General features: G+C 62.7%; 28 protein-coding genes. 16 read left to right on the top strand and 12 right to left on the bottom strand.

Features of this window, described 5'->3' with window-relative positions:
* Positions 1-46: 46 nt before the first annotated feature.
* On the bottom strand, positions 47-1306 hold the full coding sequence (locus BSG09_RS02165) for an RNA-guided endonuclease InsQ/TnpB family protein (protein ID WP_092929640.1): 1260 nt from the start codon (positions 1304-1306) through the stop codon (positions 47-49).
* Positions 1307-1501: 195 nt separating this feature from the next.
* Positions 1502-1768 carry a HalOD1 output domain-containing protein gene (locus BSG09_RS02160; RefSeq protein ID WP_092930128.1) on the bottom strand — a complete coding sequence of 89 codons (267 nt, stop codon included), beginning with the start codon at positions 1766-1768 and terminating at the stop codon, positions 1502-1504.
* Between the two features lie 352 nt (positions 1769-2120).
* On the opposite strand from BSG09_RS02160, the gene BSG09_RS02155 reads away from it, so the two are divergent.
* Positions 2121-4961 carry an ATP-dependent helicase gene (locus BSG09_RS02155; RefSeq protein ID WP_092929638.1) on the top strand — a complete coding sequence of 947 codons (2841 nt, stop codon included), beginning with the start codon at positions 2121-2123 and terminating at the stop codon, positions 4959-4961.
* Between the two features lie 83 nt (positions 4962-5044).
* Positions 5045-5569, top strand: a complete 525-nt coding sequence (locus BSG09_RS02150) for an Lrp/AsnC family transcriptional regulator (RefSeq protein ID WP_092929636.1) — start codon at positions 5045-5047, stop codon at positions 5567-5569.
* 91 nt (positions 5570-5660) lie between these two features.
* Here BSG09_RS02150 and BSG09_RS02145 read toward each other — a convergent pair whose 3' ends face one another.
* Both BSG09_RS02145 and BSG09_RS02140 read right to left on the bottom strand, forming a co-directional pair.
* Positions 5661-6377, bottom strand: coding sequence for an HAD family hydrolase (locus BSG09_RS02145; protein ID WP_092929634.1), 717 nt, complete (start codon positions 6375-6377; stop codon positions 5661-5663).
* Between the two features lie 118 nt (positions 6378-6495).
* Positions 6496-7143: an AIM24 family protein gene (locus BSG09_RS02140; protein ID WP_092929632.1), complete on the bottom strand. Its 648-nt coding sequence runs from the start codon at positions 7141-7143 to the stop codon at positions 6496-6498.
* Between the two features lie 167 nt (positions 7144-7310).
* Here BSG09_RS02140 and BSG09_RS02135 point away from each other — a divergent pair, with 167 nt between their 5' ends.
* Both BSG09_RS02135 and BSG09_RS02130 read left to right on the top strand, forming a co-directional pair.
* Entirely contained in the window at positions 7311-8312 is a 1002-nt protein-coding gene (locus tag BSG09_RS02135; RefSeq protein ID WP_092930126.1) for a TIGR04024 family LLM class F420-dependent oxidoreductase, read from the top strand.
* Between the two features lie 59 nt (positions 8313-8371).
* Positions 8372-9373 carry an AIR synthase family protein gene (locus BSG09_RS02130; protein ID WP_092929629.1) on the top strand — a complete coding sequence of 334 codons (1002 nt, stop codon included), beginning with the start codon at positions 8372-8374 and terminating at the stop codon, positions 9371-9373.
* Between the two features lie 64 nt (positions 9374-9437).
* Here the strand turns inward: BSG09_RS02130 and BSG09_RS02125 are convergent, their stop codons facing one another.
* The 3 genes from BSG09_RS02125 to BSG09_RS02115 all read right to left on the bottom strand — a co-directional run bounded on the left by BSG09_RS02125 (position 9438) and on the right by BSG09_RS02115 (position 13502).
* Positions 9438-9752 carry a YbjQ family protein gene (locus BSG09_RS02125; RefSeq protein ID WP_092929627.1) on the bottom strand — a complete coding sequence of 105 codons (315 nt, stop codon included), beginning with the start codon at positions 9750-9752 and terminating at the stop codon, positions 9438-9440.
* 111 nt (positions 9753-9863) lie between these two features.
* Positions 9864-10703, bottom strand: coding sequence for a phosphatase PAP2 family protein (locus BSG09_RS02120; protein ID WP_175542124.1), 840 nt, complete (start codon positions 10701-10703; stop codon positions 9864-9866).
* A gap of 60 nt (positions 10704-10763) precedes the next feature.
* Complete coding sequence (locus tag BSG09_RS02115; RefSeq protein ID WP_092929625.1) at positions 10764-13502, bottom strand: AAA domain-containing protein; 2739 nt, start codon at positions 13500-13502, stop codon at positions 10764-10766.
* A 212-nt stretch (positions 13503-13714) separates the two neighbouring features.
* Between BSG09_RS02115 and BSG09_RS02110 the strand changes: the two genes are divergently transcribed.
* Positions 13715-14272, top strand: coding sequence for an SPW repeat domain-containing protein (locus tag BSG09_RS02110; protein ID WP_092929623.1), 558 nt, complete (start codon positions 13715-13717; stop codon positions 14270-14272).
* Here BSG09_RS02110 and BSG09_RS02105 read toward each other — a convergent pair.
* On the bottom strand, positions 14269-14523 hold the full coding sequence (locus BSG09_RS02105) for a hypothetical protein (RefSeq protein WP_092929621.1): 255 nt from the start codon (positions 14521-14523) through the stop codon (positions 14269-14271). The genes BSG09_RS02110 and BSG09_RS02105 overlap by 4 nt on opposite strands.
* A gap of 174 nt (positions 14524-14697) precedes the next feature.
* On the opposite strand from BSG09_RS02105, the gene BSG09_RS02100 reads away from it, so the two are divergent.
* From BSG09_RS02100 to BSG09_RS02090, 3 genes are all read left to right on the top strand, one after another.
* Complete coding sequence (locus BSG09_RS02100; RefSeq protein WP_092929619.1) at positions 14698-15249, top strand: hypothetical protein; 552 nt, start codon at positions 14698-14700, stop codon at positions 15247-15249.
* Positions 15250-15323: 74 nt separating this feature from the next.
* On the top strand, positions 15324-15722 hold the full coding sequence (locus tag BSG09_RS02095) for a nuclear transport factor 2 family protein (RefSeq protein ID WP_092929617.1): 399 nt from the start codon (positions 15324-15326) through the stop codon (positions 15720-15722).
* A complete protein-coding gene (locus BSG09_RS02090) occupies positions 15719-15943 on the top strand; it encodes a hypothetical protein (protein WP_092929615.1) in 225 nt (74 codons plus the stop codon). The genes BSG09_RS02095 and BSG09_RS02090 overlap by 4 nt, the downstream gene beginning before the upstream one ends.
* A 29-nt stretch (positions 15944-15972) precedes the next feature.
* Here the strand turns inward: BSG09_RS02090 and BSG09_RS02085 are convergent, their stop codons facing one another.
* Together BSG09_RS02085 and BSG09_RS02080 are read right to left on the bottom strand one after the other, a co-directional pair.
* Positions 15973-16929 carry a zinc-dependent metalloprotease gene (locus tag BSG09_RS02085; protein WP_092929613.1) on the bottom strand — a complete coding sequence of 319 codons (957 nt, stop codon included), beginning with the start codon at positions 16927-16929 and terminating at the stop codon, positions 15973-15975.
* Positions 16930-17086: 157 nt separating this feature from the next.
* Complete coding sequence (locus tag BSG09_RS02080) at positions 17087-17404, bottom strand: hypothetical protein (protein WP_092929611.1); 318 nt, start codon at positions 17402-17404, stop codon at positions 17087-17089.
* A gap of 128 nt (positions 17405-17532) precedes the next feature.
* Between BSG09_RS02080 and BSG09_RS02075 the strand changes: the two genes are divergently transcribed.
* The 6 genes from BSG09_RS02075 to BSG09_RS02055 all read left to right on the top strand — a co-directional run bounded on the left by BSG09_RS02075 (position 17533) and on the right by BSG09_RS02055 (position 21276).
* A complete protein-coding gene (locus BSG09_RS02075; protein WP_008011591.1) occupies positions 17533-17760 on the top strand; it encodes an LSM domain-containing protein in 228 nt (75 codons plus the stop codon).
* Complete coding sequence (locus BSG09_RS02070) at positions 17757-17933, top strand: 50S ribosomal protein L37e (RefSeq protein WP_092929608.1); 177 nt, start codon at positions 17757-17759, stop codon at positions 17931-17933. Before BSG09_RS02075 ends, BSG09_RS02070 begins: the two co-directional genes overlap by 4 nt.
* A gap of 133 nt (positions 17934-18066) precedes the next feature.
* Positions 18067-19260: a threonine synthase gene (locus tag BSG09_RS02065; protein WP_092929606.1), complete on the top strand. Its 1194-nt coding sequence runs from the start codon at positions 18067-18069 to the stop codon at positions 19258-19260.
* 148 nt (positions 19261-19408) lie between these two features.
* Positions 19409-19582: a hypothetical protein gene (locus tag BSG09_RS20605; RefSeq protein WP_165396959.1), complete on the top strand. Its 174-nt coding sequence runs from the start codon at positions 19409-19411 to the stop codon at positions 19580-19582.
* A gap of 159 nt (positions 19583-19741) precedes the next feature.
* On the top strand, positions 19742-20443 hold the full coding sequence (locus tag BSG09_RS02060; protein ID WP_092929604.1) for a phosphoglycerol geranylgeranyltransferase: 702 nt from the start codon (positions 19742-19744) through the stop codon (positions 20441-20443).
* Between the two features lie 176 nt (positions 20444-20619).
* Positions 20620-21276, top strand: a complete 657-nt coding sequence (locus BSG09_RS02055; RefSeq protein ID WP_092929602.1) for a trimeric intracellular cation channel family protein — start codon at positions 20620-20622, stop codon at positions 21274-21276.
* Between the two features lie 60 nt (positions 21277-21336).
* Here the strand turns inward: BSG09_RS02055 and BSG09_RS02050 are convergent, their stop codons facing one another.
* Both BSG09_RS02050 and BSG09_RS02045 read right to left on the bottom strand, forming a co-directional pair.
* On the bottom strand, positions 21337-22122 hold the full coding sequence (locus tag BSG09_RS02050) for an SIR2 family NAD-dependent protein deacylase (RefSeq protein WP_092929600.1): 786 nt from the start codon (positions 22120-22122) through the stop codon (positions 21337-21339).
* 54 nt (positions 22123-22176) lie between these two features.
* Positions 22177-22842: a helix-turn-helix domain-containing protein gene (locus BSG09_RS02045; protein WP_092929598.1), complete on the bottom strand. Its 666-nt coding sequence runs from the start codon at positions 22840-22842 to the stop codon at positions 22177-22179.
* Positions 22843-22994: 152 nt separating this feature from the next.
* Here BSG09_RS02045 and BSG09_RS02040 point away from each other — a divergent pair, with 152 nt between their 5' ends.
* Together BSG09_RS02040 and aspS are read left to right on the top strand one after the other, a co-directional pair.
* Entirely contained in the window at positions 22995-24341 is a 1347-nt protein-coding gene (locus BSG09_RS02040; RefSeq protein ID WP_092929596.1) for a cytochrome P450, read from the top strand.
* A gap of 94 nt (positions 24342-24435) precedes the next feature.
* Positions 24436-25740 (top strand): aspartate--tRNA(Asn) ligase, encoded by a 1305-nt coding sequence (gene aspS, locus BSG09_RS02035; RefSeq protein WP_092929594.1) that lies wholly within the window; start codon positions 24436-24438, stop codon positions 25738-25740.
* Positions 25741-25979 lie beyond the last annotated feature (239 nt).

The following is a 25979-nucleotide window of genomic DNA, read 5'->3' as shown; positions in this document are numbered from 1 at the left end:
TCCTCCACGCCGTGAACGACGTGGAATCCCGACCGCCATTGGGATATTAGGGTTTGCAGTCCATGACCTGTTCTCGCGGGACGAAACGGCCCTCGCTCCGATCGAACAGCTGGACTGAAGGCTGTGCCAACCAGCCGTTACTCCTATCCTGAGATGGACTTGGAGTTACTTTTTGTCGGATGTTCTCTGCACCGTTCACGTCCGCATTCGCGACGGTATCGCACTCCTCGCAGACGTACAACCCACGTTCGACGCGCTGATTGCCGTCTGTCGTCCCACAGGCGGAACACGTCTTTGAGGTATCACGTTCGGACTCAATCAATACATCGATCCCCTCCGTTTCCGCCTTGTAGTCGAGTATCGACGTGAAGCGGTCAAACGCCCACCCGTGAAGATCGAGGTTGCCATGCGAGCCCCAGTTGCGAGACTCGCCGTTCTCGTCATCACGGATCCCTTCGAGATCACCGACTACGATGGTCCCGACACCCCTCTCTACGCACTCCGAAACAATCTGTTTCGAGAGGGTATGGAGGAAGTGGGTTCGACGTTCGGTACGTTTCCGGTCCAACCGAAGGCGCTCGTTCGATCGGCTCTCGTCACACTTCGCTTTCTGCTTCCCGAAGTAGTATTCGTCCTCTTTCAGTGCGTTACCGGGGAAGAGGATCGACTCACTCCCGAACGAAAGTGCGGCGATGTTTGAGATACCGAGATCGACCCCCGCAACACCGTCGCCCGGTGGGTCGGGGTCGATTGACTTTCGGCAGACGAAGTGTAGCCGCCACTCGCCGTACTTATGGACGGCCCGGACCTGCTGGATGTCCCACTCGGAAAGATCTACGTCGGGGCGGAGTTCGTAGTCGCACAGCACGAAGTCCGAACGGTGTTCTTTGAGGTTGCGGCCTTTCGAGAGGCGAACGCGGGTGAACTGTGCATCATGCTTGAAGCCAGCCGCCTTGAACGACACAGTAGAACGTGGGTGGGAATCGCCGCGTTTGCGGTAGCCGGGCGGTCGGGCACGGTCATCACCGTTCCGACGCTTTGCGAACCAGCCGGTGAACGCTTCAGCGAGTTCTTCGAGAACGCGCTGACTGGATTGAGAATGAAGGTCCGTATAGCGGTCGTGGCCTTTGAGTTCGGCTTTGAGTTCCCCGTCATCGGGGATCTCGCCCGTGTCGTCCCACTGTTCTTGTGCGTAGTAGCGACTGACGTTCCAGAGTTTCGATGCGGCCCATCCGAGTTGATCGAGGTCATCACTCACCTGCTGTGGGTTGGCGATTGACGCCTCGAAGGTTCGGACGGTACGCATCTATTTCTGGCTTCATAACCAGTTATGACTCTCAAGAACATGATAGTACTGATCCAGTAGAGAATATCCGGCCATGCAACAGGCGATCGATTGTTGCATCAAGTGACGGCGCGTATCCACGCCCTCAAGGACGTGGTATTGCGCCTGTTCAGCGTATAAGGGATCAAGATCGAGTGGGGAGAGTTCCGAATCGGTTCACACTACCGTTTTGTCCGCCTCTGTGACTGACGTGTGATCTGTGACGTCCACGTCTCCCGTCTCGTCGATCGAGACCATGTAACCGTTGTACGCGAATTTGACCGTGGAGGGGACCTTCTCGCTATCGGTCGACTGGAATAGTGAGTCAAGTGCATCCGTGTCAATAGCGTAGTGAAGCGGCGGCCGAAGTTCTTCCGGCGAAACCCCTTCTCGTTTGGCGATTTCCTCGACAACCGTGAGGCTGATTGAGTGAGTGCTTTGCACAATCACCGCTGCCAGGTACCGATATATAAAATCGCACGTTCCTCTAATGACGTGCGTCAGACAACCCACTGTGAGCAATTTTTCATAGGTGATTTCATAATCCGGGATTCTATGACTGTTGGTTATCAGTTCACGGTAATCAGAGATTGAAGTGGTGAGTCAATGATAAGAATTGTGCCGATTCTCCGTTTCTGAGTCGAGCGGACGGCTGTGGATCCAGTAAGTTGGCGACCACCGGTTCGAAGGTATTCATAGCCGAGATCGACAGTTGCGGTCGAGACCGTCGAGTTGCGGTTTCACTTTCACTGCACTGTCCAAACGCTCTTACACGCCGGTCCCGGAGACGACGGTAATGGACGGGGACGAGCGCCTCGAGCTGCCGGTTGCCGACGATTCGCTGCCGTTCGATCCGGCCGCCGTCACGATCAGGGATGGAGATGTCTTCGACTCTCTCGAGCCGGCAGTTCAAGAATGGTGGCTCGAGGAATTCGGCGAGTTCGTCCCCGAAAATGAAGGGTTCTTCACGCCGCCACAGCGCGGTGCGATCCCGAAAATCGACGCGGGGACGAACACGCTGGTCTGTGCGCCGACGGGGAGCGGCAAGACGATGTCGTCGTTTCTCTCGATTATCAACTCGCTATACCGGCGGGAACGGGATGCTGACGACGTCGACGGGCAGCGCCCGTCTGCCCAGGAGACGGCGTCTCCCGCTGGCGCTGGCCTCGAGAACTCGGTGTACTGCCTCTACATCTCGCCGCTGAAATCTCTCGCGAACGATATTCACCGCAATCTCGAGGTGCCACTCGAGGGCATCAAGGAGATCGCGGCCGAGCGCGACGACGCGTCGATGGGCGAGATCCGCCACGCGATCCGCCACGGCGATACCGACTCTAGCGACCGCCAGCGGATGCTCGAGGAGACGCCCCACATCCTCAATACGACGCCGGAGACGCTCGCGATCTTGCTCAACTCGCCCAAGTTCCGCGAGAAACTCCGCACCGTCGAGTACGTCATCGTCGACGAGATCCACTCGCTGGCGGCGAGCAAGCGGGGGACCCATCTTGCGGTGAGTCTCGAGCGACTCGAGTCGCTGGCAACGGGTGAGATCACGCGCATCGGCTGTTCGGCGACGATCGAGCCGCTGTCCCGTGTCGCGGAGTTTCTGGTGGGCCGCGACGAGCCGGGTGGTGGGCCGCGTGACTACGAGATCGTCGACGCCCGCTTTGCTCGCGAGTTTGACCTGCAACTCGAGTGTCCGACCGCCGATCTGATCAACACGTCCCGCGAGGTCGTCCAGGAGCGGTTCTATCGGCAACTCCACGATCACATTCAGGACCACACGAACACCCTTGTATTCACCAACACGCGCTCGGGCTCGGAGCGAGTCCTCCACAACCTCCGGGAACGCTTCGACGCTTACGACGAGGCCAACTCGGCCTGTCACCACGGGAGCCTCTCAAAGGAGGTCCGCCAGGACGTCGAGGGGCGGCTAAAAGACGGCGATCTCGAGGTCGTCACCACCTCGACGAGCCTCGAGCTGGGAATCGACATGCCCCATATCGATCTCGTGGTGCAGGTCGGCTCGCCCAAAAGCGTCGCCGCTCTGCTCCAGCGGGTCGGCCGGGCAGGCCACCGCGTCGGCCAAACGGTGACAGGACGGGTGATCGCGCTCGACCGGGACGAACTCATCGAGTGTGCGGTCATGCTCAAGACGGCCACGGAGGGGTTCGTCGACTCGGTGTCGATCCCCGAGAACGCTCAGGACGTGGCCGCCCAGCACGTCTACGGGATGGCGATCGCCGAGATCCGGCCCGAGTCCGAACTGAAAGGGATCTTGCGGCGGGCGTACCCCTACCGGAACTACTCGACCGAAGAGTACGAGTCGCTTATGCGATATCTCACCGCCGAGTATGCCGGTCTCGAGGACAAGAACGTCTATGCGAAGGTCTGGCGCGACGAAAACGACCCGCCGGACGGCGAGCACCATCACGAAGCGTACCCGGTCGGCGAGCCGCTGATCGGCAAACGCGGCCGACTCGCGCGGGTCATCTACATGACCAACATCGGGACGATCCCCGACTCGTTTACCTGTGACGTCCACACGCGGGCGAGCGACGAGTGGGTCGGCCAGCTAGACGAGGGGTATCTCGATACCTTGGAGAAAGGCGACGTCTTCGTGCTTGGCGGAGACCACTTCGAGTACCGCTACCGGCGCGGCTCGAAGGTCTACGTCGACCGCACGAGCGCTCGTCCGACCGTTCCCTCGTGGTACTCCGAGCGGCTGCCCCTGTCGTACGATCTTGGCTGCGAGATCCTTGCGTTTCAGCGCGCCCTCCTCGAGCGCTACGACGCGGGTGGGCCGCCGCGGGTTCGCGCGTGGCTCCGGGAGCTTCCGCTGGACGACGACAGCGTCCGCGCGATCGCCCGGCTATTCGACCACCAAGTGCAGTACGCGGGCACGGAGAGCGTGAGCACGCCCGACCGGCTCGCAATCGAGGTCGTCCGCGATCGCGAGGAGTACGAACGCCACTACTACGTCCGCTCGAACTACGGCCGGAAAGTCAACGATGGCCTCTCCCGCCTGCTGGCCTATCGCTGTGCCCAGGAAGCGACGGCAAACGTCCGCGTCGCGGTCGCGGACAACGGCTTTGTCCTCTCGATGCCGCTCAACCGGAAAGTCGATCTCGAGGGGATCGTCGCCGACCTCGAGGCCGGCGATGTCCGCGCGGATCTCCGGGCGGCGCTGTCGGGGACCGACCTGCTCCAGCGCTATTTCAGGATCAACGCGACCCGCTCGCTGATGATCCTCAAACGCTACAAGGGCTACGAGAAGTCCGCCAGCGAACAGCAGGTCTCGAGCGAGATGTTGCTCGGGTTCGCCGAAGATCTTGAGCAGTTCGCCGTAATTGAGGAAACGTATCGCGAAATCTTGGAGGACAAACTCAACGTCGCTGAGATCGAGGCCATCGTCGACGCGATCGACGCGGGCGAGCTTGACTACTTGCGGCAACTCCTCGACTCGCCGACGCCGCGGGCGTTCGGGCTCGCGACGCTGTCGGCCAGCGACGTCGTCCTCGCAGACGACGAAAGCGCCGCCCTCCAGTCGTTTCACGAGCACGTCCTCGAGGAGATCGGCGAGGAGTCGCTGGCGGGGCTCTCGACGACTCGAGACGCCGACTCGCAAAGTCGGTGACGTCACTGCATGCGAACGCACGACGGCCGTCCGATCGATCTAATATCAATCTATATCAGGGCCGCCACGACAGTTGCATTAGCATGAGCAGCGATCCACCGAATTGGGATTTTAAAGATCGGGATATCGCGATTCTCACCGAGCTTGCCGACGATCCACAGCTCTCCTCGCGGGAGCTCACCACGGTCCTCGAGGACAAGTACGACATCGACGTCTCCCACGTCACCGTCAGCGAGTCGATCCGACGGATGCGCGACGAGGGGGTTTTCCGCGAGGCGATAATCCCCAACGAGGAATATTATATCTTTGCGCTGTTCGAGTTCAAGTTCAATACCGAACACTTCGCCGACCACTGGCGGGCCGCGATGGAGGACATCCGAGCGGACAAACATACCCTGTTTTTCTTCCTCGCCGATGGGGAGTACCAGTGGAAGACGATCATGATGTTTCGCGACCGGCAGGAAGTTCCCAAGTGGATCCACGACTGCTACTCGAAACACGGCAAGGTCATCGAGAACGTTCGAAACTCGGCGGTTCATAACGTCCTCAAGTTCCAGACTGATCCCCAGATCTACGAAGACCTCGGCAAGGAACGCAGCGAGCGGTGACGACCCGTTCTATCGCGGTTCGGCTTCGTGTGCGATAGCGGCTCGTCACTGTCAATGAGACGTTTCGTTCGTTCGGCGAGCGCCGATTTTGTCATGCTGTCTCCGGTCGCTCTTCATCGAGGATCTCGAGCACCTCTTCGGGTGTGTCAATACGATAGGAGACGGCGGGACCATCGGCAGCGCCGAACGCCACACCACACATGCCAACCGCGGCAGCCCCTCTCACGTCGTGTGTGTACCGATCACCGATCATCAGCGATCGTCCCGGTTCGGCGTCGGCTTTCTCGAGGGCCGTCTCGAAGATTGCCGGGTCGGGCTTGGTCCGACCGACTTCTTCGGACGTGGTCATCGAGTCGAGGTGCTCACAGACGCCGAACCCCTCAAGTATGGCACGCCCCTCCGCGTCGTCGATATCGCTGACGACGCCGACATGGACGTCCCGGTCGGCCAGTCGCGCGATCGTCTCGGGTGCACCCGAGACCGGCTTGAGTGACGACCGGATAACGTCGTCGACGTGTGGGGCCCACTCGTCTCGGGGCACCTCCTCGCCGACGATCGCCTCGATACCGCGGTGATAGGCCTCGCGAGCAGCGCGGAACTCGGTCCCATCACGCTCACGAAAGTACTCCCCGACGGTCGTCTGCCACGTGTCGATGGCCGCCTCGAGCGTCGTCTCGATGCTGTGGTGCTCGAGAAGGCGTGCGACGAACTCGGCGTGGGCTCGCTGGACGGAGTCGAGCGCAAGGATGACGCCACCGATGTCCCAGAAGACGGCCTCCCAGCCGTCGGTCGACTCGCAGCCACTCATCGATCTCTGACAGCAACCGCGAGCCACTTAACGATATGTTCTCACACAGGTACTGCTAGCTGGGGTTTGCAAGTGAAACGACATCTAGTAACAAATTACCTGCCTGTCGTACCCTGCGTTATTCTTCGTACGGCTGGATGACGACGAACCCGTCCGAGCCGGTGAACTCCATCTGAATACTTTCTCCAGAGGTTTGACCGATCTCGATCGTTTTATTGGTCGCAAACGACGGCGAGAGATTGGTACTCCAGGCGACGGTCGCGTCCGGGTCCGTGACTACCGGCGGTGTCATCACCAGTGGATCGCCGTGCGTCGAGATCGCAACCGAACCGGGACCAGTGAGATAGACGTTCGTCAGACCCCCGGCAGCGACTTCCGAGAGGCTGCTAATCGTGTTGATCTCGTAGTCGATCGTTGATTCGAACGCGAGTACGTCAGTGCCGTTGACCGAAATCGACTGGTCCGCGTCGAGCTCGAGGAGCTGGACCTTCTTTCCCTGATCGGCGACGTAGAGATGCCCCTCCCCTTCGGCTTCCATCACCGGTGTCCCTTCGCTGGACACCGCATCCTTGACGAACCCGGTCAATCCACCTTCGGCGGACGACTTTCCGGTGAACGTCAGCTCGCCGGTGTACCCGATCATCGAGCCGGCTTTTACCATCACCGTTCCATCGACGGCGATGTCGAGCAGTCGTTTATTGGCTTTTTCGAAGCCGCTGTGATCTGCGTCCGGTTCGTTCGAGTGTACGAACTCTTCTAAGTCCATAATGACAGTCCATTAATTTGTACAGTGGTTTGAATGTTTCCTCGAGTTTCATCGCTATCGGACTGGTTAGAAGCTGGTATCCGGGATGGGTGTGCTGTGATAAACGGGAGACAGGTCGTCTCCGGTTTCCATACAGCCAAAAGGCAGTACGCCAACTGTGTATGACGATGACTGACAGAGATGTCCACCTTCCCGTCGCTGCACAGCCGACGATCGACTCGATCGTCGACTATACGCAGGCGGCTGAAGACGCCGACTACGACTGTGCATGGCTCCCCGAGACGTGGGGTCGCGACGCCGTCACCGTCCTTTCGGCGATGGCCGAGCGAACGCAGTCGATCGATGTCGGCTCGAGCATTCTCAACACTTACTCGCGGTCGCCGGCCTTGCTGGGTCAGACGGCGGCGACACTTCAGGAACTCTCGGAGGGCCGGTTCCGGCTGGGACTCGGCCCGAGTGGCCCCGTCGTGATCGAAAACTGGCACGGGATGACGTACGGCAACCCGCTCAAACGAACCCGTGAGACGGTCGAAATCGTCCGACAGGTCCTCTCGGGCGAACCAGTCGACTACGACGGCGACGACTTCGAGCTGTCGGGGTTTCGCCTGCGCTGTGACCCGCCGGAAACGCCCCCACCGATCGAGGTCACCGGCATGGGACCCAAGGCGGTCGAACTCGCGGGTCGCTTTGCCGACGGCTGGCACGGTATCATGCTCACGCCCGAGGGGATCGAAACCCGACTCGAGGACATCGAACGCGGTGCTGCCCTCGGTGATCGTGACTCCGATGACGTCCGGGTCACCGCCGGCGTCACCTGCTGTGTGCTTGACGATCCCCAGGAAGCCCGCGCGCTCGCCCGCCAGCACGTCGCCTTCTATATCGGCGGGATGGGGACGTTCTACCGCGATTCCCTCGAGCGCCAAGGCTACGACGAGGCAGCTGACATCTACGACGCCTGGCAGGCTGGCGACCGCGAGCGCGCGCTCGAGTTGGTCGACGAGGACATTCTCGACGATCTCTGTGCGGTCGGCGATGTGGAGACGGCTCGTGAGCAACTCGCACGTTACGAGGCGATCGACGGGCTCGACGCCATCGCAGTCAGCTTCCCGCGTGGTGCCGACGAGACGGGGATTCGCCGGACGATGGACGCGGTCGCGCCTGACGCCTGAGCGAATCGAGAAGCGAGTTCTTCGACAGCTACAAGCCGCGCATCGACCCAGTTCGTGGTATGCCCGGCAAGGTGAGTCCGGACGACCTGCTCACGCACGTCTTTCAGCGAACGGGGGCGACCGAGACCGACGAGACGGTATTACAGGGCCCGGCCGAGGGCGAGGACGCCGCCGCGATCGACTGGCCCGACGGCGAGGGAACGCTCGTGGTCAGCTCCGATCCGATTTCGCTGGCCGCCTCGCAGGTTGGCCAACTCGGCATCGCCGTCGCTACCAACGACATCGCCGTCTCAGGGGCCGACCCGCGCTGGCTGACCGCCGTCGTATTGCTCCCGACCGGCGTCGACACGGACGTCCTCGAGGAAATCTCTCGTGACCTCGACGCCGCAGCGCGTGAACTCGGCGCGTCGATCGTCGGTGGTCACTCGGAGTACGTCGATCAACTTGAGCGGCCGCTGCTCTCGTTGACGGCGATAGGGGCGACCGAGCGGTACGTTCCGACCGGCGGAGCTGAGCCAGGCGATGCCGTCGTCCTCACCAAAGCAGCAGGTATCGAGGGGTCGGCTATCCTCGCGGCGGACTTCGGCGACGACCTCGATATCGCTCCTGAAATCCGTGAGCGTGCTGCGGGCTATCTCGAGGAGATCAGCGTCGTTCCCGAGGCCCAAATCGTCCGCGAGTACGCGACGGCGATGCACGACCCCACAGAAGGCGGCGTCACGTCGGGCTTGCTCGAGGTGGCCCGCGCCTCGGACGTCCGGCTCGAGGTGGCTCGCGATGCCGTTCCGGTCCGCAAGCCGACGGCGACGCTGTGTGCTGCCGCCGGCGTCGATCCGTTGCGAATCTTCGGCTCCGGCGCGTTGCTCGCGACCGTTCCCGAGGACGCGCTCGAGGCGTGTCTTGCCGATCTCGAGGCTGCGGAGATTGAAGCTGCGGCGATCGGCACCGTCGGCGCGCTCGAGGGTGACAAACCGGAACTCATCCTCGACGATGAGTCCATTACCGAGCCGATCGAGGACGAGCTGTATCCACTCTGGGAGCAGGCGGATCGTGAGGAGTGAGCGGCTCGAGCAAGCGAGTTTTTAGCGCGTCGACGACAATCAGACCGTCTGAGAGGAGGCCGTCTCAGTCGAGTCGGACGGCCGTGCCGTAGGCGATGACTTCCGAGCCGCCGTTTGCGATTTCGGAACTCTCGAGTCGGACGTTGACGACGGCGTCGGCACCCATCGACTCGGCGTCCGCGACCATGCGTGACATCGCCTCGTCGCGCGCGTCGGTCAGCAGTTCCGAGTAGGCTTTGAGCTCACCGCCGGTGATATTACGGATCGACTGTGTGATATCGCGGCCGACGTTTCGCGCTTTGACCGTATTTCCGCGTGCGATGCCAAGCGATTCGTGAACCTCGCGGCCGGGGACCGTTTCAGTGGTGACGAGTTCCATGTATCATCATATAGGGCTGCTAACAATAAGTATTGGTTCGATAGCGTGATCGTCTGCGTGATATTGGACACCAGCGAATCGACGGTGCTACCACCGACCGTCGGACGACGCTCACCGCGACTCGAATGCGTCGACCTCGAGCCGGCCGACGGCGGCCGGCGCGAGGAGGATGCTGGTAACGAGAATCGCGTAGAGCACGACCAGGAGGGGTTCGACCGCTTCGACGGCAGATTCAGCGGCTTGGACGACGGCCACGAATCCTCCACCGACGAGGAGAAGAACGAGTCCCTCGAGCCGGGAACGCAGTTCTGGCAGGGCCGAAAGCCGTTGCGAGCCCAGCAGGCCGCCAATCGAGCCGCCGAGACCGAGCAACGAGTCGGTCGTCCCGCCAGCGATGACGACCGCGGGAACCGAGAGGACGAACGCGGTCGCGAAGCCGATCGTCGGATCGCCACCCGTGAGCCGGTCCATGGCGACGACGAACGCGACCCCGAGGACCGCACCGACGATCACGTCGCCGAGGTAGTGGACACCGAGAACGACCCGCGAAAGCGAGACGAGGACGACGAGCGCCCCGGCAGCAAGCAGCGCCCGTCGGTCCCGAGTCCGGTCGTACGCAGAGACGAGCCCGCCGTAGACGACGGCCGCGGCGAAAGCATGTCCGCTCGGGAAGCCGTATCCGGTGCGTTCGTCCTCGAGTGCAACGAGCATGGCATCTGCTGGCGGCCGCGGCAGCGCAAACAGCGTCTTCAGCGAGAGCATAAGCGCCAGTCCTGCGACCGCGTAACTGATCACGAGCGCGCTTCGACGACGGCTCGACCACCAGAACAGCACTGCGAGCAGGAGCATGAGTGCGGTCGTTCCGCCAAGTTCGGTGATGAAGACGACGATCTCTGCGTACTCGGCGGTGACGGCATCTCGGACGAGCGCACTCTGCTCCTCGAGTCGCATTTCATCGGTCGTTACGCGCAGCGGAAGATAAATGTCGGAGTTTCATGCCGTCCAGACACGTTACCGTCGTGCCCATGCGAGCATGCGCTCGTAGACCGGATCGGATGCAAGTGCCTGCGCGTCGCCGACCAGCACGAGCGCGCGTTTGGGCCGAGTCAACGCGACGTTGATCCGGCGATAATCCTCGAAGATCGGCCCCTCTAACGTATCGGTCGCAGTGAACGAGACGATGATGACCTCTTGACTCGAGCCCTGAAAGCGGTCGACGGTGTCGACGGCGACGTCGTCGGGGACGTGTTTCGATATTTCCGAGACCTGCGCGCGGAAGGGTGCGATGACACCGATCTCGGAGTGCTCGAGGCCGGCGGCCTCGTACGCCTCGATTAGATCGGCGATTCGGGCGGCTTCCTCGCTGTCGGTGTACCGGCTTCGATCACCTTCGACGCCGACGAACGTGACTGGGTCCTGTAACGTTGCGGGCAGCGCCTCACTGGAGACGCCCTCGAGATCGTCGAGCGTCCGCCCTGCGACCGACGGCGTTGCAGGCCGCAGTTGGCCGTCGTAGAATTCGGTAGAGGCGAAGGCCTGAATGCGCTGGTTCATCCGGTACTGACGGTCGAGCATGACGCCGGCATCGGGATACAGATCGACGAGCCGTTCAAATAGCGACTCGGTGAGGTCGTTCTCGGCACGTACGACGGGCGGCAACTGCTCGTGGTCGCCGACGAGAACGAACCGCTCGGCCAGATTGATCGCCGCACAGGTTCCCGGCTCGGTGAGCTGGGCTGCCTCGTCGACCAGCGCCACGTCGAAGGCCTGCTCTTTCATCACCCGCGAGCCACAGGTCGCGGTCGTCGCCGCCACGACCTGTGCGTTCTGCAGTTTCGCAACGCGGTCGTCGGGATCGCCCGCGCGCTCGAGTCGGTGCGATTCCATATCCTCACGAACGCCACTTTCGGAGCCGACGCGGACGACGCGGTCGGTATCGATTACGTTCTCTAACTGCTCGAGGGTGGCCTCGAGTGCGTTGTCGACGGCACGATTGGTAAAGGCCGACAGCAGGACGCGCTCGCCGCGCTCGACCATCGCACGGATGGCCTGGGCGATGGTATAGGTCTTCCCGGTACCCGGCGGGCCGTGGATCAGCGCACAGTCCTGCGCGCCGACGGCTTTCGTCACGGCCTCGTTCTGGCGCTCGTTGTTGTCGATGAACGTCTCGTCGATCGCTTCGAACTCCGGTTCGGAACGGCCGAACAGGATATCCTTGCGTCGCTCGTCGCCTTTCAAGAGCGCGTCGTGCATCGCGACGAGCAGCCGGTCAGTCGTCAGTTCGGACGGATAGACGTCGAGGCGTGTGACTTCGACTGGCTCGTCTGCTGTCAGCACGATCTCGTCGTCTAACCGCTCGATCCGTGCCAACTCGGAGTCGCCCCGAACCGGGTGGCCGTCGCTGGCAAGGACGAGGTCGCCCTCGCGGAGCTTCGACGTCGCCCCGCCCTCGCGGCGCGCTCTGAGTTCCCAGCGGCTGCCCTCGAGCGGACGTTTTTCGACGAACTCGAGGTCGATCAGCGCGCGGTCGTCATCGGCCCGTTCCTCGGCGCTCTGTTCCCAGAGTTTGGCGTACTCGCGGTGGACCTCATGGCGTTCCTCCTCGATCGCCCGGTAGAAGCGCTCGAAGTACTCGCGTTCCGCCTCGGGCAGCGGTTGGCCGATCTGGCCGGCCTTGGATTCCTGATCGAGGCGGCCGGAGACGACCATGCAGGCGTCCTGCTCGAAACAGTATTCACACTTCGCGTCGGCTTCGTAGCCCGTCGGGATGTCGCCCGACATCTCCATCGCCGCGATCTCGTTGCGCAGGCGGACGACGTACTTCAGGAGCCCATCGCCCATCGAGAAATCCTTCGCAGGGGTGAGGTCGCCGGTCTCTTCGTTGCGATCCAGCGCCGAGTTCTTCGTGTAGAGTAAGGTTCCGGTATCGACGTCGCCGCCGTGTTCCTCGAGCAACAGCGCGTAACAGGCGGCCTGGACCTTGTCCTTGAATCGGGGTTCCTTCTTCAGATTTTTCCCTGTCTTGAGTTCGACTGGCGCGCCCCGCCGGATGGCGTCGGCCCGACCACGGATGCCGAACGTTTCGCTGATGAGCAGTTGTTCCGAGCGCCAGTTGTCGTCTTCAGTGAGCCGGCCCTGCTCGAGCCAGCCCTCAATTGCTGTGGCGTTCTCACGAACGTCTTCGGCGACGGCATCGGGCGTCTCGCCCAGCAGGCCGAGTTGGAGACCCCGTTCCTCGATGCGGGCCTCGATCGACTCCTCGAGGTCGCGGCCCCGCAAGAGGTCGCCGAAGACCTCGTGGACGAGCGTCCCCTTGACGACGGGATAGTTCAGCGGGACGCCCGAGAGCTTGTTTAGGTAGTACAGCCGGGGACACTCGACCCAGTTGCGGATCGACGTGACGCTGACCAGAAAGGAGGGTTCGACGACGACATACGAGTCGCCCGTCGTCGCGTACTGCGTCTCTCCCTGATATTCCTCTTCTTTCGCGTTCGTCACGAGCAGTTCCATCCCCGGCTCGAGCAACTCGGCCGACTCGGTCCACTTGTTCCAGAGCGTCACCGTCGTCGTCTCGTCGCCGTCCGTGATGGCCGCCGTTCCACCGTCGCCAAGCGTCGGTGTCGCGTCGCCGGGCGGTTCGATCCCATCGTCGGCTACTCGAAGCGGCACCTCGGCGAGCTCGCTTTCGCCGTAGCTCGTCGACACCGACCGCACGTCGACCTCGTCAGCGACGGTTCCGCGTACGTACACAGGCGACTGTCACGGTCGAACGATCAAAAACGCTATCGGTCGCTCGGCCATGACCAGCGAGATTCGCTGCGGGCCAGTCGCGTTCACCCGTCGATAAGACGTGTTTACTGTCCGTTTCAGTGAGATGCGGAACCGTCTCTGCTATCAATCGAACCGTGATGAGAAGAACGGACGCGGACGCTTTTGCGAGTGAGCGCCAACCGCTGTCTGCTATGAGTGACCCTAACAGCGACGACCGTCGGTCGGGTGGCCCGCCCGAGGACGGCACTGCCGACGGGCCACCCAACCGCACCGAAACGACAGCGGCCGACATCGATTCGGGCACCGGCTTCGGTGATCGAACGGAGACGGGCCGTGACCCACGTGACGACCCGACCCAAGTCGCAGACGAGGAGCGCCGGCGCAAGACGTCGGTCATCAGCCTGCTCGTCGCCGCCCTCGGCGTCTGGGTCGCGCTGTCAACGGTCGTCCTCGAGACGGTGGCGGCACCACTCTGGAACAACGTGCTGGTCGGCCTCGTTATCGGCGTCGCGGCGGGCTACAACTACTACCGTCTGGCCAACGACATCCCGCTTAGTACCGCCATTGCATCGCTGGTCGCCATCCTTGGTATCTGGCTCATCGTCTCGGCAGCATTGCTCGAGATGACTGGCGGCCCGTTCTGGAACACGATCGCGTCCGGGCTGTTGGTCGCCGGACTTGCGGGATACAACGCCTACGAGGCCCGCGACGCGCGGACGGTCGCAACCGAACCCGAGACGGATATTTAGATCCGTTTCGGTCCGTAGTCGGCCTCGAGGCGACGGATGCGGTGTTCGGCAGCGTGGTGGCTCATCGCAACGGCGGCAAATATCACCATTACGGCGGCAAAACCGACCGAGACGGCCGGCGAGACGCCGTTGACGTAGCTATTGCCGAGTTGTCCCAGTGCCAGTGCAAGCGGAGCAAGCGTCAGCAGCGAACTTTTCACCGGCGTGGCACGAAACAGTTCGACAAACGAGAGTGAGTGACGGCCGGACATAGGGAAAGCGTCGGTTACGTTCCCTGTGATGGGAGCTGTCGTATCCCTTTTGGTTCCGTCTCACATCCACGGGCCGCATGGCTCGAATTTGTCGTTGTCTCGTGTAACAGTCGTTTCGGGGCGTCTGTCGAGGTAATCGATACGTTCTTTCTGCCGGCGATCCAACCGGCGCGTATGCGGATACGCGAGTGGCAGGACATACTCGAGGACGTCACGGAGCGAGATGTCGATCCGGAGGACTGGCGCGCCGTCGCCGGTGACCGCGCCGGTGGCGTCGGCGAAGACATGTACCTCGCGCATCCCCGGGCCGGCGTCTTCTTCCTGAAAACATACGCCAAAAATCCCTTCGAGGTCCGCGGCGTCGGCACGCGAGTCGCCCGCAACCTCGATGACGAAATCGGCTCGTTCATGCCCGAACGTGACGCGGGTAGCCGCTTTGCGGTCCAATCCCCGCCCGAAGACGAAGCTCAGGCCGAGACCGTCGGGAAGCGTCTCGAGACCGTTCTCGAGACGCACGCGGACGCGCCGACCCGCCCGCAGGACTTGTTCGATGACGTGATGGAGGCCATCGAGAGTCCCGCCTTCGGGCCGATGGCGTACGATCAGTACGACCGCCCTGACGAACTCGAGGGCCTCGCTGAACGTTTCGAGGAAGCAGACGAGCTATTGAACAGCGAACTCGACGACCTGATCGAGACGGACGAAGTCGATCGGGGCTTCATGTGAGACTGCCGGTCGAGGAGCAATACCCTGCGTTCGCGTCCGGTGGCTCTTTGGGATCGCGCTTCGAGCATAGTGCTATGTCACCGAGCGCCGAGGCCGTCGTCCGCGACTACTACGACGCACTCCGCAACGGCGAGCCGCTCGTTCCGTTTTTCCGTGACGACGCGTCGACCGTCAAGTTCGGTATTAGCGAGTCCCTGTTCGGGAGCGACGAAATCGCGCGGGCACTCGCAGAACAGACCGAAACGACAGACGACTGGGCGGTCAGCAGTCGGCATCTCGTCGTCGACGAGCACGACGAGTTCGCGACGATGGCCGACGAAGTCACGATGGTCTGGACGGACACGACAAGCGGCGATCGACACCGCTTCGATAGCCGCTGGAGTGCCACGCTCGTAAAGCAGGCATCGGCCGGCGACGGTGCGCGCGACTGGCGATTCGTCATGATGCACGTCAGCGCGCCACACGACTTATGAGTCGGGATCGCGGCCCACAGCGTGGACCTTCGCGCTCGAGGACGCAGCCGAACGCGGCCGATCAGCTCAAAATCGTGTTCGTGTTGCTGGTCGGGCTTTCAGGCGGCCTGATTGCCTTTCAGAGTGACGCCTCATTGGTGGTAATCGGCGGCGCGATGCTCGGCGGTATCATCGCCGGTGGCGCGTTGCTGTGGTACCTTGTCTGGATTCTGGCCGACTAGGGGTCACAGAATCGACCTCGAGTGCCCTGTCAGCGATCGACGCGTCGAATCCACAGGTCCGGCGCGTCGAGTTCGTCGTGAGTCGGCAGGTTCTCCGGGTGGTCCCAGACGAGCCCCGCCGTCTCGAGGTCGCGGACGGCGACGATATGTTCGAAGAAGTTCTTCCCGCGCTCGTACTGGCGCTGCTTGAGTCCGAGGCCGAGCAGGCGACGGAGCAGCCGTTGGAGGGGACCGCGGCCCTGTCGGCGCTCGTCGAGTTTCCGCCGCAGGTCCTCGTACTCGTCGTCGAAGGCGTGATCCATCAGGAGTTCGGCGTAGCCCTCGACGACGGTCATCGCGGCGTCGAGGTCGCGGAACGCCTCGCGGTCGAACGACCCTTCCGAGAGGGTGGCGATCCCGTCTTCCATGCGGGCTTCGAGGTGGTCTGAGAGCCACGGTGCGGCCCCAAACTCTGCGGCGTGGGTCACTTCGTGGAAGGCGATCCAGCGACGGAACCGGTTGGCGTCCACGTCGAGCGTGTCGGCTGCGTTGCGGATGTTCGGCCGGACGAAATACAGCGCGTGGTCGTCATCAGGCATATCGGCCAGCAGGAGTGGGTCATACTGCCCCAGGACGTTCCGTCCGAGGAACGAAAGGAGAACGGTCATCGTCCCCGTGTTGATCGTCCGGGCGACGCCGGGGAACGCGCCGGTGTGGGTCTCGAGGGCGCTCATGACCCGCTCGAAGGTGGCGACGTTGGCGTCGATCCAGTGGTGGCGGTTCTGGATCTCGATGGTTTCGGGTACATCGAACTCGACGCCAGAGACCGCTCGCACGGCTGCTCGCGCGTCCCGAACGTCGCGGGCGTAGCCCTCGCGCTCGCCGGGCTCGAGCTCGAGCGTGCCGGGATCGGTCGCTGCCTTGGCGGCGTCGGCGGCCGATCGCCAGTCGATCGCATCGGAACCGGACGCCCCGGCAACGGCCCGGGCGCTACGATAGAGATTCACGACAATGATTAGGGGAAGGAAGCGCAAAAGCGTTCGGCTCGCCTTACGTCGATGTGAACGTGGCGCTGTCGAGACGGGTTCGGATAGCCGTCTTCGACGGCGAGTGGCGGTTACAGCGATTCGAGGAGAACGCCCACGACTGCAGTCGTGGGAGGAGTCACGTAACGATGACGTCGGGTTCTTCTTCAGACTCGAGTTCGTTTTCCTCGTCGCTACCACCACGGAACTTCTTGGCGGCGACGGCGATGCCGACGAGGACGGCGAGTGCGACCAGCGCGCCGACGGCGCTTTTGCCTTTGCCACCGGAGTCGTCGGCTGCAGCTACACCCTCCTCAGATTCGGTCTCAGTTTCGGAGTCCGCCTCCGTTGTCGGTTCCGTGCTCCCGACCGGAAGCGCTTCACCGATCGTTCCCGGTCCGAACTGTGTGTCGCCGTCGAAGTGCAATTCGATGAAAGTGAACTTCTTGTCGCCCATGCGTAGCCGGTCCACGAGCGGACACTTAGCCGTTTGGTTAGGTCCAACCGGTTGACTCGTGGATGGAATATGGCTGTACTGGACTCCGGACCGGTACGATTAAGTGCCCGTCTCCTGCGGTGTTGCGTATGAGTGGACGACCGCTGGACGTCCTTGAGGCGTCGCTCGGTGACCGCGTCACGGTACGACTCAAGAGTGGCGACGAACACGTTGGCGAACTCGCCGGCTATGATCAGCATATGAATCTGGTGCTCGAAGACGTGACGATCCCCGTCGAGGGGAGCGTCGAAGAGGATGCCCCGGTCGAAGACACAACCATTATACGCGGCGACAACGTCGTCTCGATCACTCCATGACTGGTGCAGGAACCCCGACACAAGGCAAGAAAAACAAGACGACCCACACCAAGTGTCGTCGCTGCGGAGAGAAGTCCTACCACACGAAGAAGAAGGTCTGCTCGTCGTGCGGCTTCGGTAAATCGGCCAAACGCCGCGACTACGAGTGGCAGTCGAAAGCCGGCGACAACTGATCTTTCGGGTTTCTCTTTCCATTCCATCGGCTCCGTGACACAGCGGTGCCACCGTCGCGCGCCCGCTGTCGTACACTGTCGGAATTGGACCACCGATGGACAGCCCTTAGTTCCGAGCCGCTAACACTCCCGTATGGAAACCACAGACGCCTTTACCGGTCTCGAGTGTGTCGACTGCGGGGCCACCGTCGACGCCGCTGCGGAGTCTCACCGCTGTCCGGACTGTGACGGCACGCTCGACCCAACCTACGAGTACGACGCGATCGACCTCGACCGCGAGACGCTCGCCGCTCGGCCGTTCGACGGGCAGTGGCGCTACGCGGAGTTGCTCCCGTTTTCGCGTGAGTCTGCAGTAACGACTCAAGAGGGCGCGACTGCACTGGTCGACTGCCCCGATCTGGCCACCGAACTCGGCGTCGAGCGCGTGCTGATCAAAGACGAGGGCCGGAATCCAACGGGCTCGAGGACGGACCGCGGCGCATCGGTCGCCGTCACGGCGGCAGCCCAACACGGCGCGACCGATGTCGCACTGCCCTCGACTGGCAACAGCGGGCAGGCTGTCGCGGCCTACGCAGCCCGTGCAGGACTCGAGGCACACGCGTATCTCCCCTCGCGGTCGGGCTTTACGAACAAGGCGATGGTCAACGTCCATGGCGGCGACATGAACGTCGTCGGCGGCCGCTTCGGCGACGCCGTCGGAGCCTTCGAGGAGGGACTGGGCGAACACGATGACTGGTACTCCCTCCGATCGTTCGAGACTCCCTATCGCCACGAGGGCGCGAAGACGCTGTTTTACGAACTCGTCGAACAGCTCGAGTGGGAGGTCCCCGACGTGGTCTGTTTCCCCACCGGGGACGGCGTCGGCCTCGTCGGTGCGGCCAAAGGCGCAGCCGAGTTCCGCGAACTCGGGCTGACCGACGAGACGCCCGCGCTGTATGCGACACAGGCTACAGGCTGTGCCCCGATCGTCGAGGCGTTCGACGCCGACCGCGACGACCACGAACCGGTCGAACACCCGGACACGATCTGTGGCGAACTCGAGATTCCCGACCCTGTCGCAAGCCCGCGCGTCCTCGAGGCCGTCCGCGAGACCGATGGCGGTGCGGTCGCGACCGACGATCCGGACATCCTCGAGGCCGCCGTGCGAGTCGCACAGTCGACCGGACTCGAGCCGATCCCGAGCGCCGCGGCAGCCGCAAGCGGGGCGTGGGAACTCGCCGAGCGCGGTGCGTTCGACGGCGACGAGACGGTCGTCATCGTCAACACCGGCGCGGGGAACAAGGAAGCCGACGTGTTGCGCAGCCACCTGATGAGTCAGGGAATCTGACCGGTTTCTGGACCAGTACTAGTACTCGGTGATATCGACCCCGAAAGCCGCTCAAAACCGATAGCAGCCGGTCAGGTCCTCGTTCTGGGATCGATGACGACCACCGACAGTGTCTTGACTGCGAGACGAGTAGACGAAACGAGTACCAATGTGTGAACATTCACCAGAGTGTTCGAACGGGGACATGTGCCAGCTCGTCCTCAAGAACGGACAGACTGGCCTCGAGACCGCTGAATACTACTGCAAGGCTCACCTCGTGCTGCGGATCTGGGAGGTCGAAAACGACAGCACGCTACAGGCTGTCAGCGCCGAGCAGCTGTAATTCAGGGCGCACACGAGGGCACTCGCGCGTCGGAAGGGGTTGCGGGCCGTCAGGACTCGAGTGCGGGACTGACCACGGCAGTCTCGCCAGGTGACACGTGGACGCTCGAGACGGGGGCGTTCCGTAGCGCTTTTGCTGGTTGTCTGGCAACGGGGCGGTATGACTACCCCCTGGGACGACTGGAATCACGTTCTCAAGATCGATCCGGACAAGGAGTTACCCGAGGGTGTGACCTACGGCGATCTCTGTGCGACCGGGACTGATGCGATCGAAGTCGGCGGGACGATGGGCATCACCGAGGAGAACATGGGTGCCGTCATCGACGCCTGCGCTGAACACGACGTCCCGCTCTATCAGGAACCCTCGAACCCGCAGGTCGTCCTCGAGGACGACGCGCTCGACGGCTATCTTATCCCGACGGTGTTCAACGCCGGCTCGCCGTTCTGGATTACTGAGGCCCACAAGGAATGGGTCCGACTCGACGACGACCTCGACTGGGAGCGGACGACGACGGAAGCCTACATCGTCATGAACCCCGAGGCCGACGTGGCGACGCTGACGGAGGCCAATTGCGACCTCGATGCCGACGACGTCGCCGCCTACGCGACGGTCGCCGAACGGATGTTCGGCCAGGAGATCGTCTACGTCGAGTATTCGGGCATGCTCGGTGACGAAGGCGTCGTCGATGCCGCAACCAACGCAGTCGACGACGCGACGCTGTTCTACGGTGGTGGCATCCACGACTACGACTCCGCGTACTCGATGGCCCAGTACGCCGATGTCATCGTCGTCGGCGACCTCGCACACGACGAGGGTATCGAAGCCGTTCAGGAAACGGTCGAAGCGGCCAACGACGCGTAGACGCGACTGTCTCTCGTCTCCCTCGAGCAGGACAGCTCTCTCCCCACATACCGATCCGTTGTGGATTTCACGACCCAGTGAGTACAGGTCGTGCAGTCACCGCACGTGCGGGGGAGTGGCGCTAAAGACGAGTCGTCTCGGAGCACTCAAGAGACTCGTTCTCTTAGGAGCGCCTAATGGGTCAGGAGCTCCTTGACGTATTGTTTGGCGATCCATTTGCGGTGATGAACACGATCGGGTTGATCGCGTTCGCCCTTGTCGGATCGTCGAAGGCGATCCGTGAGGAATTCGACTTGCTCGGTATTACGATCGTTGGCCTGGCGATGGCATTTGCTGGTGGCGCGACGCGCGATATTCTCGTAAGACGGGTTCCATTAGCGCTGCAGTCCCCGATCGAAATCAGTCTGGGGCTGCTTGGAGTCGGGTTAGCGATCGCACTGAGTGTCGTCCTCACCTCTCCAGAGACGCATCCAATAACGCTTGTCTCAGATGCGATCGGGCTCGCTGCCTTTACAACAGCTGGTGCGATCGTCGCGACCGAGGCGGGTGTGTCAGTATTTGGTGTCGTTACGATCGCAACGATCAACGCCGTCGGTGGTGGTGCGTTTGCAGATATCCTTCTCGACCGTTCCCCGTTCATCCTCTTCGAAGATTTCTATGCCAGTTGTGCAGTCCTCGGCGGGAGTGGATACTGGCTCGTGGGAACGGTCGGCGCAACTGGGCGTACGGCCGCTGTGGTGTGTGCGGTCGTGACCGTCGTGACTCGGCTCGCTGCAGTTACGTACAACTGGGATCTCCCGACAGTGCAGAATTTAGAGCTCCTCCGGAATTGATCGACACAACAGTCAGCAACGTGGCCCACAGCGCCGTTGCCGAACTGCTACTGCCGCCCGTTACTCGGCGACGAGCTCTCGCAGCCGCGGCAAGACGGTTGTCACGTCCTCGCGATAGACGATGTCGGCGAGGCTGTCACACGGCGTCGAGTCGAGGTTGACGATCCCAACCGTCGCGCCGGTTTCCGCGGCTTGCCGCGGGAGCGAAGCGGCGGGCTGGACGCTCAGCGAGGAGCCGATCGCAAGGAAGACGTCGCTCTCGCGAGCGAGCGATCGCGCACGCTGGATCGCCGCACCCGGCAACTGTTCGCCGAAGAGGACGACGTCAGGCTTGAAGACGCCACCACAGTCACAGGTCGGCGGCAAGTCGCCGGCGGCTGCACGCTCGAGGATTGGCTCGCTGTCACGGCGGCTCCCACAGTCCTGACAGCGAACTCGCTGGGCGTTTCCGTGGAGTTCGAGGATCGTCGTGGTGGCTGTAGCCGGTTCGGCGGCTTCAGCCGTGACCGTGTCGGCCGCCACACCGTGTAGCCCGTCCGTATTCTGGGTGCAGATCGCCTCGAGGGCACCCGCACGTCCCATCGCGGCCAGCGCTTCGTGGGCCGCGTTCGGGTCGGGATCGTCGCCGAACAGCTCCCGCTGGAGGTCGACACGATCGTCCCAGAAGCCCGCGGGATCGCGCTGAAATCGGCCGTAGGCGAACTGTCCCTCGTCGAACCGATCCCAGACACCGTCGTCACCGCGGAACGTCGGCACGCCCGATGGTGCCGAGATGCCCGCGCCAGTCAGGGCCACGACGGTGTCTGCACGCCGGATGTCGTCGGCGAGTCGCTCGAGGTCGTCCATATCGAGAGAGCGACGGTCGATCGATAAAAGCGAGACGGATCGGTCGCTCGATTATCACAGTGCCGATGTGTGCCTGGCGGCCAGCGTCGCTTCGATCCGCTGGAGGTGTTCGCTGACGGTTCCCGTCGCGAGATCGAGTTTCGCGGCCAGTTCCCGGTGGGTCGTCTCGCGTGGCACCTCGTAGTAGCCCTCGCTGACGGCGAGTTCGAACAGTTCCCGCTGGCGGGCAGTCAGCGTCGGCGAGGACTGGCCACCACCGGGGTCGTACTCACCCAGCCGCTGGAGATCGAGGTCGATCCCGTCGGGAAGCGCCGCGGCAGCGTGCTGGATCGCCCGGCTCGTCCCGAGTGCCGTCACCTCGGGCCCGCGAGCGGCGTCGGTGTCGACGTAGGTCATCGGCCAGTCGAGGACGATTTCGTGCTCGCGGAGGATCGACAGCAACTCGTCGACGGGTTCGACGATCCGACACTGTACGTAGGCGACGCCACGGTCGTCCGTGCCGGCAACGTCGTACTCGAGCGCCTCTGGACAGTCGGCGAGCAACGCGCGGGCCCGCTCGAGGTCGCCACGAAGCTCGAGGAGTTCGACGTATCGCTGTTCGTGGACCGGGTTCAGGTAGCGGATCGCCTCGATCGCGACCGCGTCGCTGCGGCTGAAACGGTCGTCGATCGCGTTGAGCCGACCGTCAGCCCACGTCAGTACCATCGTGGCGTATCTCATCGCAGATCACCGTCAACGGCGTCGTCAGCCGGCGCGTTTGCGATCGGAACGACGGACGCACTCATGGCGGTCCGTATCGCCCCTCGAGTTAAAAACACCTAGCATGCTCGGCCATACAGCAAGGTGGCCGCAGGTCCTTTGTCCGGCTACGAATGCGCCACGATACGGCTGCGACCGCTGACCGCTATCCACCAGGCCCGGACGGGCTCCCGCTGCTCGGCAATCAGGTCGCGTTCCTCCGCGATCCATACGGCTTTATGACGCAAACGGCCCGCGAGTACGGCGATATCGCCTCCTGGAAGGATCCCGAGGGCCGGGTCTACCAGCTCAACCATCCTGACTATATCGAGCACGTCCTCGTCCAGCACAACGAGAACTACGTCAAAGGCAAGCGGTTCCAGAGCGTTCTCGGGCCGCTCACCGGAAACGGCATCCTCAACAGCGAAGGTGCAGTCTGGCGGCGCAACCGCCACCTGATCCAGCCCGCGTTCCACCCTGACCGGATTCAGGAGTACGCGACGATGATGACGGAGTTCACTGAAACAGCCCTCGAGTCGTGGGACGACGGTCAAACGCGGCTCGTCCACGAGGACATGATGGAAGTGACGCTGAAAATCGTCGCCCGGGCGCTGTTCGGCGTCGACGTCGACGAGCACGTCGACACGATCGGCTCGGCACTCGAACAGTTCATGGAAGCCTCCGAGAGCCTCTCGAACTACGTCCTGCCCCCGACCGTCCCGACGCCGGCCAGACGGCGAATCCAGCGCGCTCGTGAGGACCTCGACGAGGTCGTCTACCGGCTGATCGAGCAACGGCGGACCAACCCGACGGATCACGACGTTATCTCGAAACTGCTCGAGGCGACCGACGATCGCGGCACTGGGATGTCGAACGAACAGATCCGGGACGAAGTGGTTACACTGTTGCTTGCCGGCCACGAGACGACGGCACTGTCGTTGACGCTGACGATGTATCTCCTCTCAAAGAACCCGCAAGTCGAGCAACGGCTCGTCGCCGAGCTCGAGGACGTTCTCGGTGACCGAACGCCGACCATGGAGGACCTATCGGACCTGACGTACACCGAACGCGTCGTCAAAGAGTCGATGCGACTATACCCACCCGTGCCGGGGATCGTCCGCGAACCGGTCAAACCCGACGTCGTCGACGGCTACGAGATCGAACCGGGATCGACCGTCCGGATGCACCAGTGGGTCGTCCACCGCGACCCCCGGTGGTACGACGATCCGCTCGCGTTCCGTCCTGACCGCTGGACCGACGACTTCGAGAACGACCTCCCGAAACTGGCGTACTTCCCGTTCGCGGCGGGTCCACGTCGCTGTATCGGCGACCGCTTTGCGATGCTCGAGGCCCGGCTCATCCTCGCGACGATCTACCGTGACTACCACCTCGAGCTTGTCCCCGGGACCGATCTAGATCTGATGGCAACGGTGACTGCGCGGCCGAAACACGAGATTCCGATGACCGTCCACGAGCGCTAGCGGCGTTCGTCGCTCGAGAACCCATGCCACAGACAGCGTCGATCGACGGGTCCGAACGGCTGCGTTTAAGTTCCGCCTGCGTGAATCAGGTGGTATGCAGGACAGAACCTACACTGCCGACGCCGAGCCGGGCGACGACGTCACCGTCGCTGGCTGGGTCCACGAGATCCGCGATCTCGGTGGCATCGCCTTCCTGATTCTCCGAGACACCTCGGGCAAGATCCAGATCAAGTTCGAGAAAGACGAGATGGACGAGGATCTCGTCGAGACCGGACTGGGCGTCTCCCGCGAGAGCGTCGTCAAAGTATCTGGCGCAGTCGAAGAAGAGCCACGTGCGCCAACCGGCGTCGAGGTCACGCCCGAGTCCGTCGAGGTCGTCGCGCCCGCCGACCCCGAACTGCCGCTTGACCCCTCCGGCAAGGTCGACGCCGATCTCTCGACGCGACTGGACAACCGCACCCTCGACCTGCGCAAGGACGAGGTTCAGGCCATCTTCGAGATCCGCTCGGAGATTCTGCGCGCGGTCCGCGACCAATTCCGCGAGTACCGCTGTACGGAGATCACCACGCCGAAGATCGTCGCGACCGGGACCGAAGGCGGCACCGAACTCTTCCCGATCACCTACTTCGGCGAAGAAGCGTTCATGAACCAGTCGCCCCAGCTGTTCAAGCAGCTGATCGCCGGCTCGAACGTCGAGCGCGTCTTCGAGATCGGCCCGATCTTCCGCGCCGAGGAACACAACACGCCACGGCACCTCAACGAGGCCACCTCGATCGACTTCGAGGGCGCGTTCTGTGACCAGAACGACGCCATGGACGTCGTCGAAGGCGTCGTCAAAGCAGCCTACGAGGCCATCGATGAGAACTGTGCCGACGAACTCGAGGCGCTTGGTCTCGAGGACGAGTTCGAGGCCCCCGACGGAGACTTCCCGCGTATCAGCTACGAGGACGCCATCGAGCGCATCAACGCGACGGGCGAACTCGACGAACAACTCGTCTGGGGCGACGACCTCTCGACGGAGGCCGAGAAGGCACTCGGCGACGACGTCGGTGGCCACTACTTCATCACGGACTGGCCGAGCGAGATCAAGCCGTTCTACATCAAGGACCACGACGACGATCCCGACCTCTCGACCGGCTTCGACCTGATGCACCCGCGCATGGAACTGGTCTCCGGCGGTCAGCGTGAACACCGCCACGAGAAGCTCATCGAAGGCTTCGAACAGCAGGGCCTCGACCCTGACCAGTTCGAGTACTACACGAAGATGTTCAAGTACGGCATGCCGCCTCACGCCGGCTTCGGCCTCGGTGGCGAGCGCTTGATCATGACGATCCTCGGGCTGGACAACATCCGAGAGGCTGTGTTGTTCCCGAGAGACCGACAGCGACTCTCGCCGTAGGCGAGGTCGCTGTTCGTCGATCGGGAACAGAGAGGTGCTTTGCTCCGACCGTGTTCCCACGCGACCGTCAGCGGCTGTCGCCGTAGGCGGCAAACCTGGGAGCCAGCGAGACGACCGACGGACGTCTCGCCAGACCGGCAGCGGCTATCGCCGTAAGCGACGGCACAACTCCGAAACGCGCTTTTTTGAGTGACCGCTCGAGGGAGACAGCTACCAAAAAGCGAGCGATCGCTGTCGGA

Origin of the sequence: Natrinema hispanicum (assembly GCF_900111485.1) — an archaeon.
Lineage (GTDB): Archaea > Halobacteriota > Halobacteria > Halobacteriales > Natrialbaceae > Natrinema > Natrinema hispanicum_A.
This window is presented reverse-complemented; position numbering and strand designations above follow the sequence as displayed.

Bases quoted from the DNA above. Each gene is read 5' to 3' on its own strand.
- BSG09_RS02165 (WP_092929640.1), bottom strand. From the start codon at position 1,306: ATGCGTACCGTCCGAACCTTCGAGGCGTCAATCGCCAACCCACAGCAG.
- BSG09_RS02155 (WP_092929638.1), top strand. From the start codon at position 2,121: ATGGACGGGGACGAGCGCCTCGAGCTGCCGGTTGCCGACGATTCGCTG.
- BSG09_RS02150 (WP_092929636.1), top strand. From the start codon at position 5,045: ATGAGCAGCGATCCACCGAATTGGGATTTTAAAGATCGGGATATCGCG.
- BSG09_RS02145 (WP_092929634.1), bottom strand. From the start codon at position 6,377: ATGAGTGGCTGCGAGTCGACCGACGGCTGGGAGGCCGTCTTCTGGGAC.
- BSG09_RS02140 (WP_092929632.1), bottom strand. From the start codon at position 7,143: ATGGACTTAGAAGAGTTCGTACACTCGAACGAACCGGACGCAGATCAC.
- BSG09_RS02135 (WP_092930126.1), top strand. From the start codon at position 7,311: ATGACTGACAGAGATGTCCACCTTCCCGTCGCTGCACAGCCGACGATC.
- BSG09_RS02130 (WP_092929629.1), top strand. From the start codon at position 8,372: ATGCCCGGCAAGGTGAGTCCGGACGACCTGCTCACGCACGTCTTTCAG.
- BSG09_RS02125 (WP_092929627.1), bottom strand. From the start codon at position 9,752: ATGGAACTCGTCACCACTGAAACGGTCCCCGGCCGCGAGGTTCACGAA.
- BSG09_RS02120 (WP_175542124.1), bottom strand. From the start codon at position 10,703: ATGCGACTCGAGGAGCAGAGTGCGCTCGTCCGAGATGCCGTCACCGCC.
- BSG09_RS02110 (WP_092929623.1), top strand. From the start codon at position 13,715: ATGAGTGACCCTAACAGCGACGACCGTCGGTCGGGTGGCCCGCCCGAG.
- BSG09_RS02105 (WP_092929621.1), bottom strand. From the start codon at position 14,523: ATGTCCGGCCGTCACTCACTCTCGTTTGTCGAACTGTTTCGTGCCACG.
- BSG09_RS02100 (WP_092929619.1), top strand. From the start codon at position 14,698: ATGCGGATACGCGAGTGGCAGGACATACTCGAGGACGTCACGGAGCGA.
- BSG09_RS02095 (WP_092929617.1), top strand. From the start codon at position 15,324: ATGTCACCGAGCGCCGAGGCCGTCGTCCGCGACTACTACGACGCACTC.
- BSG09_RS02090 (WP_092929615.1), top strand. From the start codon at position 15,719: ATGAGTCGGGATCGCGGCCCACAGCGTGGACCTTCGCGCTCGAGGACG.
- BSG09_RS02080 (WP_092929611.1), bottom strand. From the start codon at position 17,404: ATGGGCGACAAGAAGTTCACTTTCATCGAATTGCACTTCGACGGCGAC.
- BSG09_RS02075 (WP_008011591.1), top strand. From the start codon at position 17,533: ATGAGTGGACGACCGCTGGACGTCCTTGAGGCGTCGCTCGGTGACCGC.
- BSG09_RS02070 (WP_092929608.1), top strand. From the start codon at position 17,757: ATGACTGGTGCAGGAACCCCGACACAAGGCAAGAAAAACAAGACGACC.
- BSG09_RS02065 (WP_092929606.1), top strand. From the start codon at position 18,067: ATGGAAACCACAGACGCCTTTACCGGTCTCGAGTGTGTCGACTGCGGG.
- BSG09_RS20605 (WP_165396959.1), top strand. From the start codon at position 19,409: ATGTGTGAACATTCACCAGAGTGTTCGAACGGGGACATGTGCCAGCTC.
- BSG09_RS02060 (WP_092929604.1), top strand. From the start codon at position 19,742: ATGACTACCCCCTGGGACGACTGGAATCACGTTCTCAAGATCGATCCG.
- BSG09_RS02055 (WP_092929602.1), top strand. From the start codon at position 20,620: ATGGGTCAGGAGCTCCTTGACGTATTGTTTGGCGATCCATTTGCGGTG.
- BSG09_RS02050 (WP_092929600.1), bottom strand. From the start codon at position 22,122: ATGGACGACCTCGAGCGACTCGCCGACGACATCCGGCGTGCAGACACC.
- BSG09_RS02045 (WP_092929598.1), bottom strand. From the start codon at position 22,842: ATGAGATACGCCACGATGGTACTGACGTGGGCTGACGGTCGGCTCAAC.
- BSG09_RS02040 (WP_092929596.1), top strand. From the start codon at position 22,995: ATGCGCCACGATACGGCTGCGACCGCTGACCGCTATCCACCAGGCCCG.
- aspS (WP_092929594.1), top strand. From the start codon at position 24,436: ATGCAGGACAGAACCTACACTGCCGACGCCGAGCCGGGCGACGACGTC.